This is a genomic window from Francisella philomiragia (assembly GCF_018135955.1).
GTDB classification, from domain to species: Bacteria; Pseudomonadota; Gammaproteobacteria; order Francisellales; family Francisellaceae; genus Francisella; species Francisella philomiragia.
This window is the reverse complement of record NZ_CP063138.1, coordinates 1,920,206-1,936,547: the sequence shown is the minus strand read 5'-3', so window position 1 is coordinate 1,936,547 and position 16,342 is coordinate 1,920,206. Positions and strand designations below refer to the sequence as shown.

Here is a 16,342-nt window from a genome sequence, read left to right as displayed (position 1 = left end):
TTGATTTTGGCTACGATAGCGTAGTGCTAGGCAGTTTTGCATACTTTTTCTGCCATGAAAAAAGTATGTCGCTAAAACTTACGGAGTAAGTAGCGAAATATATTAACTAAGATGTGTAACCAATTACTATCTTATTATGAGTATTCAGTTTATTTAATGACTCTACTATATTCTCGCACCAATTTTTATCCAACTCTTTTCGTGTATTAGCGATACAATTTAATTGTTGTGCTACGCTTAAAGCTTCTTTCTTGCTTTTTTTGCTGAAAATAAAATAGGCTTGCTTAACTGATACTAGTTTTGCTCCTAAATTTCTTAAGCTTTTTCTAGTATCATCTTCAATATTACCATTAGTTATTTTTGCCAAGTTACTTAAAACCTCTTCACTTATTAAAGCATATAACTTATTAGCTTCAATATAAGGTTTTATCATAAGTTCAAGCACATATTGAGATACTACAAAGACTATAACACCAGATAGAACTGTTGAAAACATCGATATTACATCCCTCTAAAACTCATGATTAAATTCTAAACACTGTCCTCTTTGATCACTAACAACTTTACCTTTATGATATTTCACTACACCATTAATGATTGTAGTTTGAACTTTTGATTGGAAAGTGATGCCATTAAATGGAGTCCAACCACATTTATAATGACAACACTCATCAGTCACAGTATGTGGATCATTAAGATCTACAAGCACTAAATCAGCATGATACCCTTCACGGATAAAGCCGCGATCTTTTACTTTGTAGACAATTGCCGGAGCATGTGCTGTCTTTTGTACTACTTGCTCTAAAGTTAAGAAACCTTTGTGATAGTGCTCTAAAACTGAAATAAGCGCCTGCTCAACAAGTGGCAAACCTGCTGGAGCTTTGAAATAAGTGCCCTGCTTTTCTTCCCAAGTATGTGGTGCGTGATCTGTTGCGATTACATCAATAGTATCATTAGCTACACATTCTAGAAGTTTCAAACGATCGCTTTCTTCTTTGATTGCTGGGTTGCATTTGATACGAGAACCTTTATCAGCATAATCTTTGCGTGAGAAGAATAAATGATGCGCACAAACCTCTGCCGTGATTCTCTTTTCCTCAAGAGGAATAGTATTATCAAAATGTACCATCTCTTCAGCTGTTGTTAGATGAAGTACATGCAATCTTGAGTTATATTTCTTTGCTAAATTTACTGCTAGCTCTGATGATTTGAAGCAAGCCTCACGCGAGCGAATCTCTGGATGTAAGTCAAAAGGTACATTATCACCGTATTTCTCACGCGCTTTGTTCTCAAGCTCCGTAATCATTGGAGTATCTTCACAATGAGTTACTATAAGTAATGGACTGTTTTTAAAGAAGCCTTCTAGAGTTTCTTTATTATTTACTAACATATTACCCGTTGAAGCGCCCATGAAAATCTTGATAGCACAAGCATCATTTGGCTTTAGGCGTTTTAGTTCCTCAACATTATCATTTGTCGCACCTAAATAAAAAGCATAGTTTGCATGTGATCTAGCCGCAGCACGCTCTTTTTTCTCATCTAGTCGTTCAACTACTGTAGTAGCTGGACTTACATTCGGCATCTCCATATAAGATGTGATACCGCCCATTACAGCAGCACGCGATTCTGACTCGATATCGCCCTTATGCATAAGCCCAGGCTCTCTAAAATGCACCTGATCATCAATCATACCTGGTAGTAAATGAAGCCCTGTAGCATCTATGATTTTATCTGCTGATTTGTCTATATTTGCAGCAACTTGAGCGATCTTGCCATTCTCTACTAAAACATCAGATTTAAATGTTTTGCCTTCATTTACAACTGTAGCATTTTTGATAAGTAAACTTTGATTTGACATTTTTTCCTCCTTTATAATCTATCGAGATTATAAAGAACCATAGTATAAATCGCCATATTTAAAAGTAATATTTATCTAATCGTTCATGTTAATATGTCTATAGATTAATAATTGCTAATTAGAAAATAGCGATCTGATCCATTTGGTCATCCCTACACAGGTTGGAATCTCTCAGATATCTAAGAGATCCCTGTGTCAAGCATGAGGATGACACTAACTTTATGGGAAATCCTACTATTTACAAGGTTGAAATATGAATAAGTTTGAACTTAATAATAATCAATACTGGCTTGATAGATGGCAAAATAATGATGTCGATTTTTGTCAAGAAGCTCCTAATGAATTTTTGGTTAAACACTTTTGTAGATTCAACATAAACGACTCTTCGGTGTGTTTGGTGCCAATGTGTGGCTGTAGTATAGATATGCTATACTTCCTATCAGAGGGAATTAAAGTAGTCGGTATCGAACTTTCAGAAAAAGCTGTTTTATCATTTTTTAGCCAAAATAATATCAAATATGAAATTATCGAAGAGAGTGACAATAAGTGTTACAAAGGTAATGATATTGAGATATATGTAACAGATATTTTCGACTTACCTAAAACAGCCAAAAACTTACCAGATTTTGACATTTGGTACGACCGAGGTGCTTATATTGCTTTGCCAGAAGATATAAGAGCTAGATATGCAAAAATGATGCTACAAGTATGCTCTGATAATACTCAAATACTACTACTCGTGATGGAGCATGACAAAAAATCTCAGACTCCTCCATATAGTGTTACTCAAGCTGAGCTGATAAAGAACTTCTCTCCAAATATTGAGTTTGAACTAATTGATAGTAAGCAAAGAGAAAATATCCCAGACTATCGAAAGGCTGAAGGGATGACTGAGCAATATTACACAGCTTATCTAAGAAAATAATTAAATCTATTTTTTGAATTTATCGTTGATGTTTTGCATATATTTATTTAGAGCATCTAGTGTACAACTATCATCCTCATCCATAATTGGTAATTTAACATATTCACCATCATATCTAAGTTTAACTTTGTAAGTATCGCCATCTTTGAAAAGCTCAAATTGCATATTACTTGCATATCCTGGTGCTTCTTCTAGAGGTACTCCTAATGTTCCCATTACTTCCAAAAGAGTCAAATCATGACCTGAATAATAAGTCATTTTATATTTAGATTTACTATCAGCAGCATTATTTAAATCTTGTATTATTCTATTAGTAAGTTCACCACCCATAATGTAGGCAACTTTTTGTGATTTGAACTGTTGTGCCAAGCCCCAGTCTGTAAGAGCTACTATCTGATCAGCATCTTCTTGAGATAGTCCTTTTGGTAGAGGTTTACCATGTGCCTTAGCAACTATCAAAACATCTCCTACTGTAATAACATCATTTAAACCTGATATTTTATTACCTAATATTTGCTGCCATTTTGCAAAGTTAGGTTCTGCTTCTTTAGTCTTATCTTGCCATATTTTAGAGTTATAGATATATTCTCTCAACACAGCTAGATATTGCTCATAAGGAAATTGTATAAGTTTAGATTCAGCTGACAAAGTCATAATAGGAATTGGTTGAAAGCCTCCATTGATAGCATATTGTCCGTTATCTAAAACAGGACCTGTACCTGCTGGATATAGCCCCATTAATAAACTTTGCGCACTCTCTACAGTGCGATTAGTATGACTTGATAACACAAAAATACTTTGATTATCATACTTACAATTAAGTAATTTAAAGTTTTTGATATATCTTTGTCTTAGCTGACTACCTAGATTAAACTCTTGATTCATACCAATTGGAGTAAGTTCAGACAGTCCTGTTCCCCAATCATATTCAGCATTTTTGATATTGGCAAAAGGTGCTCTATCACCATGGCGTGTAATCATCGATACAAAAACTAGCTTACCTTCCGAATAACCTAGTGGTATTAACAAAAATAGTAATGTGAAAGTCGCAATAATTTTTTTCATAACTTTGTTGAGAAGTCTTTTTAAATAATTCTCATATATTAACATTTTAAAAAATGAAAACTATGATTTTATAGGTTGATATAGCTATTTATCAGATCGACTTAGATAAATCGTTACATATCAAAATATCTTATATATGAAATCAAAATAACATATTTTTATTTATAAAAAAACTCTGTAATAATAGTCACATCTCGATACAGAACATAATAAAAAAGGTAATTAAAAATGAAAAAAGCAATCCTCGTAATCACAATTAGTTTAGCAACTTTAAATTTTGGTTTTAGTTTATATAAAGTTAGTGGTATGAGTTCTAACTCTTTTCCACCTCCTGTTATGCAATTAGCATAGTTTTTTACACCAAATTTCCCAAAAACTCTCCTACGAATATCTAGCACAAGCATAAACCAAATATCACAATTCCTACAGCAGATATTTAATATGTATTTTTATAATAGGTATTTGCAGACTATGAAAGTGAAAAATCAAAAGAGATAAAAATTAATTGTAGTATAAAAATAGCTTTAAAACTAGACCAAAATCAACTTTAGTCAAAACTTGAGAAAACAGCCTTTACATATAGGTCTCGAATGCCTACAATACTTTCAATTTGCCTATTAACTTTGTAAAAAGTAATGACAGAAAAGTTTTTCAAATATTTTTTCTTCCAATTCAATTCATCACAAAAAGGTTGTTTTTATTATGATATTAGCTAACGATATGACTAATGCTATATTGGTTTTTCCAGATGGTACATACTATCTTGGTAGATCAATAGGAGTTCGTGGTTGGACAGACGGCGAAATTTGTTTCAATACATCAATGACAGGTTATCAAGAAACTCTTACAGACCCATCTTACGCTGGTCAGATAATCACATTTACATTTCCCCATATAGGTAATGTAGGTATAAATAATGAAGATAACGAGTCACTAGGTGTATTTGCTAAGGGTTTAATCGTACGAGAGAATTTAACTAACCCATCAAATTTCAGATCAAAAAAACATATAGATACATGGCTAAAAAATAGAAATATCGTTGGTATATGTGGTGTAGACACTCGTGCAATCGTACGTAAAGTACGCAAAGAAGGTGCGGTAAGAGTTGCTATACTTTCGGTCAAACCAGGCGAGTTTCTAGATGCAAACTACGTTAGATCGCGTATCAAAAACAAATCAAACCTAAACGGTAGAGACCTTGCAATCAGTGTAACTACAAATAGAGAATACGACTGGAATGAACATACATTCTCACTAGGTCAACAAGTGTACAAACAGCAAGAAAGCTATAAGTATAGTGTTGTAGTTATCGACTATGGTGTCAAATATAATATCTTAAGAAATCTAGTAGATGCTGGCTTTAAGGTAACTGTAGTACCTGCTGATAGTACTTATGAAGATATTATGAAACACAATCCTGATGGGGTGTTTTTATCAAATGGTCCTGGAGATCCATTTGCCACTTCTGACTACACTATGCCAGTTATCAAAAAACTTCTAGAAATTAAGATGCCAATATTTGGTATATGTTTAGGTAACCAGCTACTAGCTCTAGCTGCTGGTCTAAAAACTAAAAAAATGCACAAAGGTCATCGTGGTGTAAACCAACCAGTACTCGATACCGATACTAAAAAAGTTCTTATTACCAGCCAAAACCATGGTTTCGTGGTTTGTGATGATGTAGTTCCAGATAATATCGAGATTCATATGAGCTCACTATTTGATGGTACAGTTGAGGGCTTAAGATTCAAAGACAGACCAGCTTTTGCGGTACAGTATCACCCAGAGAGCTCACCTGGTCCGCATGACTGTAAATATCTATTTAATGAATTTGCTGAGATGATAGCAGAAAGTAAAAAAGGGAATTAATAAAATGCCAAAAAGAACAGATATAAAAAGTATTTTAGTTTTAGGTGCAGGTCCAATTGTTATCGGTCAAGCATGTGAGTTTGACTACTCAGGAACTCAAGCATGTAAGGTTTTGAAAGAAGATGGCTACACAGTCTATCTTGTAAACTCAAACCCTGCAACAATCATGACAGATCCAACAACTGCAGATAAGATATTCATTGAGCCAATTACGGTTGAGAGTGTTGGCAAAATTATTGCTAGAGAAAGACCAGATGCAATCTTGCCTACAGTAGGTGGACAAACTGCGCTTAACTGTGCTTTAGCATTAGACAAAGCTGGTATTTTAGAAAAATATAATGTTGAAATGCTTGGTGCAAAAGCTGACTCTATCGACAAAGCAGAAAATAGAGAAAGATTTAACAAAGCTATGGCAAAAATTGGTCTTGAAGTACCTAGAAACGTTGTAGTACAAACGATGGAGCAAGCTTATAAGGCTCTAGAAGATATCGGCTTGCCTGCTATTATCAGACCATCATTTACACTTGGTGGTAGTGGTGGTGGTATCGCTTATACAAAAGAAGAGTTTGAATCAATTGTCAAAAATGGTCTAAGCCTATCACCAACAAATGAAGTACTAATTGATGAATCAATATTAGGTTGGAAAGAGTACGAAATGGAAGTTATCCGTGACAAAGCTGATAACTCAATCATTGTCTGCTCAATTGAGAATATCGACCCAATGGGTATCCATACAGGTGATAGTATCACAGTAGCTCCAGCATTAACTCTAACAGATAAAGAATACCAAATCATGCGCGATGCTTCGATCGCTGTACTTAGAGAGATAGGTGTAGAGACTGGTGGTTCAAATGTACAGTTTGCTGTAAACCCTGAAACTGGAAAGCTTGTTGTAATCGAGATGAACCCAAGAGTATCTCGCTCATCTGCATTAGCATCTAAAGCTACTGGTTACCCTATTGCAAAAGTAGCTGCTAGACTAGCTGTTGGCTATACTCTTGATGAGATTGATAATGACATTACAAAAGTTACTCCGGCATCATTTGAGCCAACTATTGACTATATCGTTACCAAGATTCCTAGATTTACATTTGAAAAATTCCCTACTACACCATCAAATCTATCTTCACAGATGAAGTCTGTTGGTGAGGCTATGGCAATTGGTAGATCTTTCACAGAAAGCTTACAAAAAGCTCTGGTATCACTTGAAACTGGCTTAACAGGTCTTGATCAAGTCGAAATAGCAGGTGTAAGTGAGTCAAATACCAAACAAGAAAACCAAGCAGCTATCCTAAAATCATTAGAAGAGTTATCTCCTATGAGAATACTAAGAGTAGCTCAGGCTCTTAGATATGGTATATCTCAACAAGAAATTTATAATGCTTGTAAAATAGATCCTTGGTTTATTGAACAAATTGCAATTATTGTAGATGCTGAAGAGAAGCTTAAAAAAACAGGTCTACCAAATAGCAAAGAAGAATTCTCTGTTTATAAAAATCTAGGTTTCTCTGATGCGAAAATTGCTGAGCTTGTTGGTAGAACTGAGAGATATATTAGAAACTTTAGATTTGGTAAAGAAATCTACCCTACTTTTAAGAGAGTAGATACTTGTGCCGCTGAATTTGACTCTAAATCATCTTATTTATATTCAACTTATGAGCACTATAGCTACGAAGAAATCGTACGCGACTGTGAATCAGAAATTTCTGACAAAAAGAAAGTTATAATATTAGGTGGCGGTCCTAATCGTATTGGTCAAGGTATTGAGTTTGATTATGCTTGTGTTCATGCTGCTAAATCTCTCAAAGAAGAAGGTATCGAAACTATCATGATTAACTGTAACCCTGAGACAGTTTCTACAGATTACGATACTTCTGATAAATTATACTTTGAACCATTGATGGCTGAAAATGTTCTTGATATTATCAAAAATGAAATGCGTAAAGGCGAAGTGCTAGGTGTAATTGTACAGTTTGGTGGTCAAACTCCATTGAAACTTGTATCAGCTCTTCATGAAAACAACATCCCTATACTAGGTACAGATCCAGATAAAATTGATCTAGCTGAAGATAGAGAAAGATTCAAAGAACTACTAGATAAAGTTGGCTTGAAACAACCTCTAAATACTATTGCCTATACTATTAATGAACTTAAGAAGAAAATTGTCAATGTTGGCTATCCTGTTGTTGTAAGACCTTCTAATGTATTAGGTGGTAGAGCAATGGAGATTGTTCATTCAAAAGAAGAACTTGATGCATATATTAAAACTAATGCTAAATGTATCCTTGAAGGCCCTATTTTGATTGACAAATTCCTCGAAAATGCAACTGAACTAGATGTTGATGCTTTAGCTGATGGTGGTGATCGCGTATTTGTCGCAGGCATTATGGAGCATATTGAAGAAGCAGGTATTCACTCTGGAGATTCAGCTTGTTCTATCCCTACTCGTTCATTATCGGATGAGCAAATCGAAGAAGTTAAACAAGCAACTATCAAGTTAGCTAGAGAACTAAATGTCATAGGTCTAATGAATGTCCAATTTGCATATCAAAATGGCGAGTTGTATGTAATTGAGGTAAATCCAAGAGCATCAAGAACTGTACCATTTGTAGCAAAAGCAACAGGTAATAGTATCGCAAATATTGCTACTAAACTTATGCTTGGTAAGAAGCTATCTGAATTTATCTTAAATAACCCTATCCCTAGACATTTCTCTGTCAAAGAGGCGGTATTCCCATTTGGTAGATTTGCTGATGTAGACTGCTATTTAGGCCCTGAGATGAAATCTACAGGTGAGGCAATGGGTATGGATAGATCTTTTGGAGTAGCATTCTATAAGGCTCAAGAGATGTCTTTTAATAAACTACCTCTAAAAGGAAATATTCTAATATCTGTAAGTGACGCTGATAAACCAAAAATAATAGAACCTGTTAAAGAGCTGATAGAACTAGGATTTAACATCTTTGCAACAAAAGGTACCGAGCGCTTCTTAAAAGAAAATGGTATTGAGTGTAAGCTTTTTGATAAAGCTTCGGATAATATCGGTAATAATCAAGTACACAGTACTGTCAAAGCTATTGAAGCAGGCGAAGTCGATTTACTTGTTAATACATCAATTAGACAAGAGCTAAAAATAAGCTTAGCATTAAGAAGAGCTGCTATTATGAGTAGAGTTTCTTATGTAACAACAATTGGTGCTTTTGAGGCTTTTGTTATCGCTGTTAGAGATATGCGCAAAATCAACAATGATTTTGATGTTAAAACTGTTAAAGAGTGGATTAATAGTTAGAGGATTATTTAATGCATGTATTTTTGATTTACACTACAGTTTTAATTATTCTTGTTGCCTTAATTTTACTTATGGCACTAACAGCTCTAAAAAAGCATAAAGAACTAGCTACTTCAAATAAAGAACTTGTTGATTTACATAAAAAAATAAATATTCTAAATGAGGATATTTATTCAAAATCTAAAATTATAGATGAATTAAGCACCAAATATTCAAAGATAATTGATGTTGAAGAAGAATATAAAAAAATAAAAATACAATTAGAGTCTGATAATTATTCTATTCTTGCAAAGAATAAAAAAATTAGAGATGAAATTCAACTTTTGAAATTAGAATGTGACAATAAGAGAAATAAGCTTAATGCGCTTAGAAAAACTATTAAAACATTTAAAGATGAATTAGATTTAATTGAATTAGGTTTTTATGAACCACAATTTGATTTTGAAACATCAGAAAGTTTTAAAGAGGAAATTAGAGCATGCAAAGAGCGTCAAAAAGCTTTATTGCGTGATAAAAGTGAAAATGGCGCAATATATGCTGACTATAATTGGTATATCAATGGCTCTAAATCTGAAGGTAAAAAACAAACGAACAAAACAATACGCTTAATTATTAGAGCGTTTAACAATGAATGTGATGTAATCATATCATCTTGTACATGGAAAAATTTTAAACAAATGAAGGAGCGTATATATCAATCTAGTGAATACATTAATAGCTTAAATCAAGTACCATATATAGAAATTAGAGATATTTATATAGAGGAAAAAATAAAAGAACTACATTTAACATACGAATATAAAGTAAAAAAACAAAAAGAAAAAGAAGAACAAGCAGAAATCAAAGCTCAAATGAGAGAAGAAGCTAAAGTTGAAGCTGAAATTAAAAAAGCTGAAGCTGAAGCACTTAAAGAACAAAAAATCTATCAAAAAGCTCTAGATACTGCTAGAAAAGAACTACAGTTAGCTTCTGATAGTGCTAGAGTAAAGCTTGAGGAAAAAATAACTGAATTAAATATTAAAATCTCTGAAATAATAGAAAAACATCAGCGTTTAAAATCAATGGCAGAACAAACAAAACAAGGACATGTATATGTTATTTCAAATATAGGATCTTTTGGGGAAAATGTTTATAAAATTGGTATGACTCGTCGTTTAGAACCTAATGATAGAGTTAGTGAACTTGGCAACGCCTCTGTTCCTTTTGTCTTTGATATTCATGCAATGATTCATACTAATAACGCTCCTGAGTTAGAAAAGCGATTACATGATAAATTTGATAACTCCAGATTAAATATGAAAAATAAACGCAAAGAGTTTTTCAATGTAGAATTAAGTGAAATTAAAAAAGCTGTAACAGAATATACAAGTCTTGATATTGAATTTATAGAAACTGCAGTTGCACAAGATTATTATGAGAGTCAAGCTATAAAGAAAATGATATCTCACCATTAAATCAATATTGAACTATTTTACACATAAAAGAAGGATGCTATCAAAATGCTATCATTTCAAAAGCTTCTGCGAGGCGATCAAATTACCAAAGATGATTTATATAAACTATTTCATCAAGCTGATATTTATAAAAATAAACTAGCTAATTCAGAGCCTATCAAAGATTTAGAAGGCAAAATATTAGCATCTCTTTTCTTTGAACCAAGCACTAGAACAAGGTTCTCTTTTGAGTCTGCTATGAATAGACTTGGTGGTAAGGTTATATCATTAGAAAATGGTGCTTCTAGCTCTACTCAAAAAGGCGAAACCCTTGATGACACAGGTAGAATGATGGATCAATATGCTGACATCATAGTTATGCGTCATCCTAAGCCTCACAGTGTTGAAGAGTTCTCAAAATATGTTCACTCACCTGTGATAAATGCTGGTGACGGTGAGAATGAACACCCTACTCAATCATTGGTTGATTTATATACTATCTATTCCGAGAAAGGCTCTCTTGATAACCTAAAAGTTGGTTTTTTAGGTGATCTGAAATATGGTCGTACAGTTCATTCTCTAACCAATATCCTAGCTAAATATAATGCTACATTTAAATTTATATCTTCAAAAGAACTGCAAATACCAGAGAAACTTAGAGATTTTGTTGAAAAAAATGGCAATTCTTTCATAGAACTAGAACAAGTAAATAGTGATGTCTTAGAAGATTTAGATGTACTATATGTAACTCGTGTTCAAAGAGAGAGATTTCCAAATGAAGAGAGTTATTTAGAAAATAAAGATTTATGCTACTTAGATAGAAAGCATATTTCAGCCTCTAGTAACTTCATAATCCTTCATCCTCTACCAAGAGTTGATGAAATGGATAGATCTATTGATGAGCTTGAGTGTGCAAAATACTTTGAACAAATCAAATATAGTGTTCCTATCAGAATGTCTCTATTATCATTACTTCTAAAGTCACAAAACTAAATTTAATTAGATATTTATAGCTTTGTTTTTTTGACAATCTCTTCTTTTTACATTAAATTTTATTAATTATTTTTGAACTTAGTTTATAGATTGCTGAATATAGCTTTCTGTAAATACTATTTTTATATTTTTAACTAGATATTTACTATGAAAAGAAATGAAGACTTTATGTGGTCACTTAGCCTGTTTGGTACGGCTATTGGCGCTGGCATACTTTTTTTACCAATTCAAACTGGAATTTCAGGAATTATACCAATACTTGTAGTATTAGTTTTTATTTTTCCAATGGTGTTTTTGTCACATCGAGCATTGTGCAGATTTGTAATATCTAACCCAAATACTGATTCTGACATTACTGTAGTCGCTGATGACTATTTTGGTAAGTTTGGTGGTATTATTTTTAATGTTTTATATCTATTTGCCATATTACCGATACTATTAGTTTATAGCGTTGGTATTACAAATACTCTAGTTAGCTTTTTTAAATATCAGCTCCACTATGATATACAAAATAGATTCCTTTTAAGCTTTTTTACGATACTTTCGTTAGTATTTATAATTAACTTTGGTCAGAAACTAATTATTCGTGTAATGAGCTTTTTGGTCTTCCCATTCATCATAGCATTATTAGTGCTTTCACTATGGATGATTCCATACTGGAATATTAATATTCTACGCAATAGCTTTGAGTATAATCACTCTTTTTCGGGTGTTTTATTAGCTATATGGATAATCATGCCGATACTAATATTCTCATTTAATCACTCGCCAATTATTTCATCGTTAGCTGTTTATGCAAAAACTAAATATAAGCAAGATGCCGATAAAAAAGCATCGAGAATTATTGCTTTTAGTAACATTTTAATGATTGTTACAGTAGTTATATTTGTGTTTAGCTCAATGTTAACTCTATCTCCAGATGACTTAATGACTGCTAAAGAAGAGAATGTTTCAATATTATCTTATCTAGCAAACCATTTTGATAACTATTCTTTAGACTATATAGCCCCATTGGTTGCTATAGTAGCTATGAGTAAGTCTTTTTTTGGTCATTATTTAGGCTCAAAAGAAGGTATAGATGGTATAGTTTGCAAAATCTCAAAAAACTCAATCAGTCAAAAAACTATAAAACCAATTACACTTTCTATAGTGTTTTTGTCATGTTGGTTAGTTGCTTACTTAAACCCGAATATACTTGATATGATATCTAGTATTGGTGGACTTGTTTTGGCTGTAATACTATTTATTATGCCTATCTATAGTATCTATAAAATCAAATATTTAAAGCAATATAAAAATCTACTAGCTGATGGTTTCATACTTTTTGTTGGTATTGTGGCATTATCTTCAGCTATCTATGTTTTATTCTAGAGTCATACTTAAGATTTGACATTTATCATAATAAAGTATAAATTGTATCCACCCAAATGGGGGCGAATATGGTTTCGACATGAATGTCAAAATCTAAGGTGCATGTCGAGGAAGTACCGTAACCTCGTTAATAACAGTACAAATGCCAATAATAACTGGCAACAAAAAAGCAAACCGCGTAGCGGCTAACGACAGCAACTTTGCTGCTGTTGCTAAAGCTGCCTAGTCTAGCTTAATAACCTAGAGACGCACGGATATGATAGTCTTTCTTATGACACTATCTTTACATCCGTTCATATTCCGCATAAGACGGTCTTTGCTTTTTGTCTGGAAGTTCAGGCTGTATTTAACAGACTCGCTAACTATTACCCTGGCTAATTGGGGAATAGTCAAGCTAAACTCAAATAGATTAGCCTAAGCATGTAGATCCAAGGATAGAGAGTTTGTGGACGCGGGTTCAAGTCCCGCCGCCTCCACCAAAAAGTATTTTCAAACAGTTTCAATAAGTATCAAAAACCCTTTAAGATCAATACTCTTAGCTAGTTTTATGGTTTTATATAGTCCCAATCAGTATTAATAAATCCCTTGCAAAAATACATACTAAGATACATACTAGATACATAATCACTTAACCGAGTATGTATCTATGGCTACTAAAATCACTGATAGCAAGGTAAAGAGCCTAAAATATAAAGATATAAAAACTATGTCTTTAGGCGATAGATTAAACATAAAAATAGATAAAAATGATAATAAGTATTTTTTTTATTTATACACTCTTAACGGCAAAAGAACTACTATAGGTATTGGAAGTTATCCCGCAATAAGTTTAAAACAGGCTAGAGATGAGGCATTTAAATATAGCCAAATATTAGCAGATGGAAAAGACCCTAAACTAGAAAAAGAAAAAGCCAAGTATCAAGATAATAATCTTTTTTCTATAGTATCAGCTAAGGCTTTTGAAACTAAGCACCCTAGCAAACCACACGGCTGGAAAAGTGAAGAGGTTTATACTAGAAACTTATCTATATACAATAGGTTTATATTACCAAGTTTAAAAACATTCAATATAAACGATATAGAGCCGTACCAATTAGCTGGAATATTAGAAACTACCACCCCTAGCAATCAAAGAAAAATAAAAAACTTATTAAATATGATTTTTACTTATGCAGTTGGTAAAGGGATATTAAAATATAACATTGCTAGAGATATACAAGCGGAAAAAGAAGACCCTAAAGGCTTTGAGTTTATACAGCCCGTAGAAGACAAATACAACTTTAGCCAACTACTTAATGATATTGATAATTACAAAGGACAATATAATACAAAGATGGCTTTAAAGCTTGCAGTACTAGTTGGCTTTAGACCAAATAATATAGTAAGTATGAAATGGGAAGACATACAAGAAACTAATATAGATGGTAAAAAAATACCTTTTGTATTTATATCAGCTGATAATATGAAAATGAGCAGAGATTTTAGACAGCCACTAAGTAAACAGGCTTATAAATTGCTAATGGAAATAAAAGAATATAACGGCGGTTTTGAGTATGTATTTCACTCATTAAGTAAGAAAAAACATATTACTATAGAAAGCTTATCAAAGGCTTTAAGAGATACACTAGGCTACAATGGTACAGATAAACCAAAACAGCATACACACGGCTTTAGAAAGTCAGTAAGAACATATATAAGTAGTATTAGAAGTAAATATAATTGGTGTAGTGATAGTATCAGAATGATATTAAGCCATAGTAAAGAAAATGCTATAGATAACATCTATGATAAAAATGATTTTCTATTAGAGCGTAGCCAAATGCTACAGCTATGGGCTGATTATGTAGATGATGTTAAAGCAAATAGTAATATTATTAATATGGAAGTAAGTTAATTTAAAAGGTTGGCATTGTCTAGGGTAGCTCCCGAAAGAATACAGCCCAAGTATTTTGGCAATGCTTAATATTTTGGGGATACTATGGGGGTATTGGTTTGTCAAATATCAAAGTCAAACACATATTATCTAAAAGTTATTTAACTATATCAGATATAGATGTATTGTTTAATTTTATAGAATTATCTAAAAGTATAGATGAAACAAAACAAATCATACTTGAAATTTATCTTACTGAAGATATTTTAGAATGTGATTATAATATAAATTCATTTGAAGATTTAGATATGGCATGGTTTGAAACAAAGAGTATTGTTGATAGGTTTAATATAAGAGAATGTTTGGAGAGCAAACATAAAATCAATTTTAAAAACCCTTATGAAGATTATTTAACAAGACTGAGATATAAGATTGCTACTATAAATGATATTGATATAAAAATCATACTTAATAATAGTGATTATATTAGTTATGATGAATTAAGTTTAATTTATGGTGACTTACTTAGTATAGAAAAATTATCTAGTATAGCTTTTAATAATAACTCTAAACTAAAATTCTATTTTCAAATAAATGAGGATAAGTTAGCAGTCGATTTTTTAGGAAATAAAGATGAAGCTTTTTTAAATGATGTTTTAAAAGGAGTTAGTACTTTTGATGATTGGATACATTATGTAGAAATAGTAGAGCCCTTTTTAGAGTATGACAATAATAACTTTAATGGTTATATACAAGCTATAAATATCAGTTTAGAAAATGGATATAGAGCAGTTTCTAAGGGTAAATTTAACTCAATATTTATAGATAGACTTCTATTTAAAAAATATGAAGTAATAAAGCACTTATCATCTATTGAGATATTCCCTAAACATCCCGAAATACAAAAATACATAAAAGAAAAGTTATTGTTTATATTGCCTGATAAACCATGGTCTAAGCTAGCAAAAGAATACGATAAATTAGAACCAAATAAAAATCTAATAAAAGAATATTTATCTAGAAGTATTTTAAACCTAGAGGAATTAGCCTTAATATTTAAATACTTTGGTATAAACTATGATGCTGGAGATGTTTATAATTCATTACAAAATTTTGAACTTTATATAGAAGAAAATGCAGATATATATGAAGTTGATACAAAAGATTTTATATTCACTTATAAGAATATTTTAGGTTTAGAACCTTATATAGATAAAAACCACCAACCAAAGCCAATTACTAATCAAGATGATAGCTATAAATATAGTGAAGCTTTGAAGCCATATAATGATATTATTTTGGCTTTTGATAGTGAGTATCAAAGACTATCTAATGACAATATTAGAATACAATCTACTAATCATATACAGCCATGGCTTAAAGAAAATTATAAAGACTTAAAAGACCATGATATAAGAGTATTAAATAACCTTATCCAAACACACTACAAACTAAAAAAGTAGTGGCATATCTCAAACCCTTATAATTCAATACATACAATAACTATGGCATATAGTGGCATATAAATAGTGGCATTATTGGCATATTTTCAAACTCAAAAAAGCCCTTATCATTTATAGCAAGTACCATGCTAAATCAGCAGTATTTAAACAGTGCTAATCTTTAGTTGCTGCAGCAATTAAAACTAAACATTAATTGATAACTA

At 32.1% G+C, this 16,342-nt stretch carries 12 protein-coding genes and 1 other RNA gene; 10 read left to right on the top strand and 3 right to left on the bottom strand.

The genetic code is table 11. The features are described 5' to 3' along the window. Window positions 1-106: 106 nt before the first annotated feature. Both IMS64_RS09390 and IMS64_RS09385 read right to left on the bottom strand, forming a co-directional pair. Window positions 107-496: a hypothetical protein gene (locus IMS64_RS09390; RefSeq protein ID WP_088820625.1), complete on the bottom strand. Its 390-nt coding sequence runs from the start codon at window positions 494-496 to the stop codon at window positions 107-109. A gap of 15 nt (window positions 497-511) precedes the next feature. After that, window positions 512-1,858 (bottom strand): dihydroorotase, encoded by a 1,347-nt coding sequence (locus tag IMS64_RS09385; RefSeq protein WP_211490531.1) that lies wholly within the window; start codon window positions 1,856-1,858, stop codon window positions 512-514. 253 nt (window positions 1,859-2,111) lie between these two features. Here IMS64_RS09385 and IMS64_RS09380 point away from each other — a divergent pair, with 253 nt between their 5' ends. After that, the gene (locus IMS64_RS09380; RefSeq protein ID WP_211490530.1) at window positions 2,112-2,783 is read left to right on the top strand and encodes a thiopurine S-methyltransferase; all 672 of its coding nucleotides are present in this window, start codon (window positions 2,112-2,114) and stop codon (window positions 2,781-2,783) included. A 6-nt stretch (window positions 2,784-2,789) separates the two neighbouring features. Here IMS64_RS09380 and IMS64_RS09375 read toward each other — a convergent pair whose 3' ends face one another. Continuing rightward, window positions 2,790-3,848: a histidine phosphatase family protein gene (locus IMS64_RS09375; RefSeq protein WP_211490529.1), complete on the bottom strand. Its 1,059-nt coding sequence runs from the start codon at window positions 3,846-3,848 to the stop codon at window positions 2,790-2,792. 228 nt (window positions 3,849-4,076) lie between these two features. Here IMS64_RS09375 and IMS64_RS09890 point away from each other — a divergent pair, with 228 nt between their 5' ends. From IMS64_RS09890 to IMS64_RS09335, 9 genes are all read left to right on the top strand, one after another. Further along, window positions 4,077-4,199 carry a hypothetical protein gene (locus IMS64_RS09890; protein WP_267906257.1) on the top strand — a complete coding sequence of 41 codons (123 nt, stop codon included), beginning with the start codon at window positions 4,077-4,079 and terminating at the stop codon, window positions 4,197-4,199. A 351-nt stretch (window positions 4,200-4,550) separates the two neighbouring features. Further along, entirely contained in the window at window positions 4,551-5,717 is a 1,167-nt protein-coding gene (gene carA, locus IMS64_RS09370; RefSeq protein WP_211490528.1) for a glutamine-hydrolyzing carbamoyl-phosphate synthase small subunit, read from the top strand. A gap of 4 nt (window positions 5,718-5,721) precedes the next feature. Beyond that, window positions 5,722-9,006, top strand: a complete 3,285-nt coding sequence (gene carB, locus IMS64_RS09365; protein ID WP_042517164.1) for a carbamoyl-phosphate synthase large subunit — start codon at window positions 5,722-5,724, stop codon at window positions 9,004-9,006. 11 nt (window positions 9,007-9,017) lie between these two features. Further along, window positions 9,018-10,460 (top strand): SNIPE associated domain-containing protein, encoded by a 1,443-nt coding sequence (locus tag IMS64_RS09855; protein ID WP_244972906.1) that lies wholly within the window; start codon window positions 9,018-9,020, stop codon window positions 10,458-10,460. Between the two features lie 45 nt (window positions 10,461-10,505). Continuing rightward, complete coding sequence (gene pyrB / locus IMS64_RS09355) at window positions 10,506-11,432, top strand: aspartate carbamoyltransferase (RefSeq protein WP_211490527.1); 927 nt, start codon at window positions 10,506-10,508, stop codon at window positions 11,430-11,432. A gap of 147 nt (window positions 11,433-11,579) precedes the next feature. After that, window positions 11,580-12,803 (top strand): aromatic amino acid transport family protein, encoded by a 1,224-nt coding sequence (locus IMS64_RS09350; RefSeq protein WP_042517159.1) that lies wholly within the window; start codon window positions 11,580-11,582, stop codon window positions 12,801-12,803. A 58-nt stretch (window positions 12,804-12,861) separates the two neighbouring features. Beyond that, window positions 12,862-13,282, top strand: a transfer-messenger RNA (tmRNA) gene (ssrA, locus tag IMS64_RS09345). Between the two features lie 167 nt (window positions 13,283-13,449). Next, complete coding sequence (locus tag IMS64_RS09340) at window positions 13,450-14,697, top strand: tyrosine-type recombinase/integrase (RefSeq protein ID WP_211490526.1); 1,248 nt, start codon at window positions 13,450-13,452, stop codon at window positions 14,695-14,697. 98 nt (window positions 14,698-14,795) lie between these two features. Then, window positions 14,796-16,139, top strand: a complete 1,344-nt coding sequence (locus IMS64_RS09335) for a hypothetical protein (protein WP_211490525.1) — start codon at window positions 14,796-14,798, stop codon at window positions 16,137-16,139. Window positions 16,140-16,342: the final 203 nt, after the last annotated feature.